Annotated in this window: 3 protein-coding genes; all 3 read right to left on the bottom strand. The window is 55.3% G+C overall.

Translation table 11 applies throughout. The features are described 5' to 3' along the window. Positions 1–61 precede the first annotated feature (61 nt). A complete protein-coding gene (gsiC, locus tag KQJ18_RS22605; RefSeq protein ID WP_069323225.1) occupies positions 62–982 on the bottom strand; it encodes a glutathione ABC transporter permease GsiC in 921 nt (306 codons plus the stop codon). Positions 983–1,028: 46 nt separating this feature from the next. After that, positions 1,029–2,567 (bottom strand): glutathione ABC transporter substrate-binding protein GsiB, encoded by a 1,539-nt coding sequence (gene gsiB, locus KQJ18_RS22600; protein WP_216422802.1) that lies wholly within the window; start codon positions 2,565–2,567, stop codon positions 1,029–1,031. Between the two features lie 28 nt (positions 2,568–2,595). After that, the coding region (locus KQJ18_RS22595) for an ATP-binding cassette domain-containing protein (protein WP_216422801.1) at positions 2,596–3,588 on the bottom strand (993 nt) is incomplete at its 5' end.

The following is a 3,588-nucleotide window of genomic DNA, read 5'->3' as shown; positions in this document are numbered from 1 at the left end:
GGCTTAACAAGGGGCATCGCATTTAAAATCGCCTGTCGGCGCCAGTTAAAAAATCGCATCCTTACTTGTACCTGATAGCCGGATTAATGGCGGCGTAGAGTACATCCACCACTAAATTAATAAGAATAAACTCCAGAGAGAATAACAGCACCTCGGCCTGTATCACCGGGTAGTCGCGCATTTCGACTGAGTCCACTAACAGTCGTCCAAGCCCTGGCCAGTTAAACACCTTCTCAACCACGATTGAGCCGCCGAGTAAAAAACCAAACTGTAGCCCCATCATGGTAACCACCGGGATCATCGCGTTACGCAGACCATGTTTTAACACCACCCAGGTTTCACTCACCCCTTTAGCTCGCGCGGTGCGCATATAATCTTCACTGAGCACATCGACAAACGAAGCACGGGTAAAGCGGGCCAGCACCGCAGCCACCGCCGCCCCCAGCGTAATAGACGGGAGGATATAGTGCAGCCAGGTGTCAGCGCCCACGGTGGGCAACCAGCCGAGTTCAACGGAAAATATCTGCATAAGCAGCATGCCGAGCGCAAAAGCCGGAAAAGAGATCCCGGTGACCGCCAGCGTCATACTTAACCTGTCCGGCCAGCGATTACGCCACACGGCGGCGATAATCCCCGCCGTCATGCCAAATAACACTGCCCACGCCATACTGGCAATTGTCAGCCATAGCGATGGCATAAAACGGCTGGCAATCTCTTCCGCAACCGGGCGGCGAGAAACCATCGAGGTTCCAAAATCGCCCTGCAACACGTTGGTCATGTAATGCCAGAACTGAATATGCAGCGGTTGGTCCAGACCCAGTTGCTTACGCACCAGTTCAATCACCTCAGCGTCAGCTTCCGGTCCGGCAATCAGCCGGGCCGGATCGCCGGGTAGCAGGTGAACAAATAAAAACACCAGCACCGCCACAATCAACAGCGTTGGGATCAACCCCAGCAGGCGCTTGAAAACATAGTTAAGCATCACGCTCCCTTCGCCGGCCCCTGCATTACGGGGCCGAATGCATCGCTTATTTTAAATCCGCATCATCAAAGCTAAATCCGGTATCCGGCATGATCCAGAATCCCGTCAACCTGGTGCTGTGCGCCGAAATCAGTTTTTCAACCACCAGCGGGATCCACGGCGACTCTTTCCAGATGATATCCTGCGCATCTTTGTACAGCTTCGCTTTCTGCGCCGGATCGTTGGTTTGCAAAGCCGCGGCTAAATCACTGTCCACCTGCTTATTGCTGTAGAACGCCGTGTTAAACAGCGTCGGCGGCCAGTTTTGTGATGCAAATAGCGGCGACAGCGCCCAGTCCGCTTCACCTGTAGAAGCAGACCAGCCGGTGTAGAACATCCGCACTCCGCTCTCTTTCTGCGCTTTACCTTCAACTTCCGCCGCTCGCTGACCAGCGTCCATCGCCGTTACCTGCGCCTTAATGCCCACCTGTGCCAACTGCTGCTGGGTAAATTGCAGTACTTTCTGCGCGGTACTGTGGTTATGCGAAGACCATAGCGTGGTGGTAAAACCATTAGGGTAACCCGCTTCTTTCAGCAACTCGCGCGCTTTCGCCGGATCGTAAGGCCACGGCGTATAGCTTTGCGCATAGGCAATCGATGGCGGGAGAACACCGGTGGCAGGCGTCGCGTACCCGGCAAAAGCGACTTTCACCAGCGCCTGACGGTTGATGGCATAATTCAGCGCCTCACGCACCTTCGGGTTATCGAACGGTTTTTGCGTGACGTTCATGCTGATATAGCGCTGCATGATAGACGGACTGGCCACCAGTTCCAGGTTTTTGTTCTTCGCCAGTAGCGCCGCCTGCTCGTAAGGGATCGGGAAGGCAACCTGCGCTTCCCCGGTCTGCAGCATGGCCGCACGCGTGTTGTTGTCGGTCACCGGACGCCAGGTAATCGTGTCAAGCTTTGGCAACCCTTGCTGCCAGTAGCCCGCGAACTTCTTAACCTTCACAAAATCCGTCTGATTCCAGGTTTCAAGCTGATACGGTCCGGTGCCGACAGGATGAAAGCCGATCTCCTTACCGTATTTCTCCAGCGCGGCAGGCGAAATCATCGCCGTTGCCGGGTGCGCCAGAATATTGATGAATGCCGAGAACGGTTGCTTCAGCGTAATCTTCACCGTCGACGGGTCGACAACCTCGGTTTTATCAATATTCTTATACAGGTTGTAGCGTTTCAGATGGTTTTCCGGATTACTGGCCCGATCGAGGTTAGCTTTGACCGCATCGGCGTTGAAGTCAGTGCCATCCTGAAACTTCACGCCCTGACGCAGCTTAAGGGTGTAAGTCAGGCCATCATCAGAAACCGTATAACTCTCCGCCAGCACATTTTTCAGCTTCATCTCTTTATCAAGGCCAAACAGCCCTTGATAAAACGACTTTGCTACCGCCTGCGACAACGTGTCGTTCGCGTCATAGGGGTCGAGCGTGGTGAAATTAGATCCCACCGCCACCACCACATCTTTGGCGGCCCAGCTCGGTGCGGCGGTCAGCGCCGAGGCCACTCCCACAGCAACCAGCCATTTTCGAGCAACAATTTTTGTCATGTTATTCTCCTTAAACCCTGTCTGCCTGTTATAAACGCGAAAGCGCATTTTCTGGTTGTGGACGCGCGACATAATGCCCCGGGCCAACTAATTGTAGTGACACGGGGGAAATCTCTTCGCCGCGCTTGCGGATATTGCTGGGGATATCATCCGATAACAGCACGCGCTGGGGCCGATGATGTGATGGATCGGCAACCGGTACTGCCGCCATCAGTTTGCGCGTATACGGATGCTGTGGATTTTCAAATACCGCCCGCCGGGTGCCGATCTCGACGATCTGCCCCAGATACATCACCGCCACACGGTGACTGATCCGCTCCACTACCGCCATATCGTGGGAAATAAACAGGTATGCGATCCCCATTTCGCGCTGCAGGTCGAGCAACAAGTTGATAATTTGCCCACGAATCGAGACATCCAGCGCCGAGACCGACTCATCGGCAATAATTACCTTGGGATTGAGCGCCAGCGCCCGGGCAATGCAGATACGCTGACGCTGACCGCCGGAAAACTCGTGCGGATAGCGCCAGGCATGCTCAGGGAGCAATCCTACGCGCTCAAGCAGCCAGGCAACCCGTTTTGCCGCCGCATCGCCTTGCAGTAATCCATGCACCCGTAACGGCTCTAAAATGGAATATCCCACCGTCTGGCGAGGATCGAGCGATGCATAAGGGTCCTGGAAGATGAACTGAATGTCCCGGCGCAGCGGCTGCAGTTTGCTGGCGGCGAGGGTATCAATCCGCTGTCCGTTGAAGATGATCTCTCCACGCTGAGACTCAACCAGGCGCAGCAACGCCCGCCCGGTGGTGGATTTGCCGCAACCCGACTCGCCCACCAGCGAGAGCGTTTCTCCCGGCCACAGGTCAAAGCTGACGTTTTCCACCGCGTGCACCTCACGGGTTACCCGGTTAAGAATGCCGCTGCGCAGAGGAAAACGCGTCACCAGATTGCGTACCCGTAGGATAGGCTCGCCTTCAACCACGGTGTCCTGCTCGGTTTGCGGTTCAACATGACTGGGATC

Source organism: Citrobacter sp. S55_ASV_140 (assembly GCF_018919505.1).
Lineage (GTDB): Bacteria > Pseudomonadota > Gammaproteobacteria > Enterobacterales > Enterobacteriaceae > Citrobacter > Citrobacter werkmanii.
Note: the sequence above shows the minus strand (reverse complement) of the source record. Positions and strands in the feature narration are given on the sequence as shown.

Bases quoted from the DNA above. Each gene is read 5' to 3' on its own strand.
- gsiC (WP_069323225.1), bottom strand. From the start codon at position 982: ATGCTTAACTATGTTTTCAAGCGCCTGCTGGGGTTGATCCCAACGCTG.
- gsiB (WP_216422802.1), bottom strand. From the start codon at position 2,567: ATGACAAAAATTGTTGCTCGAAAATGGCTGGTTGCTGTGGGAGTGGCC.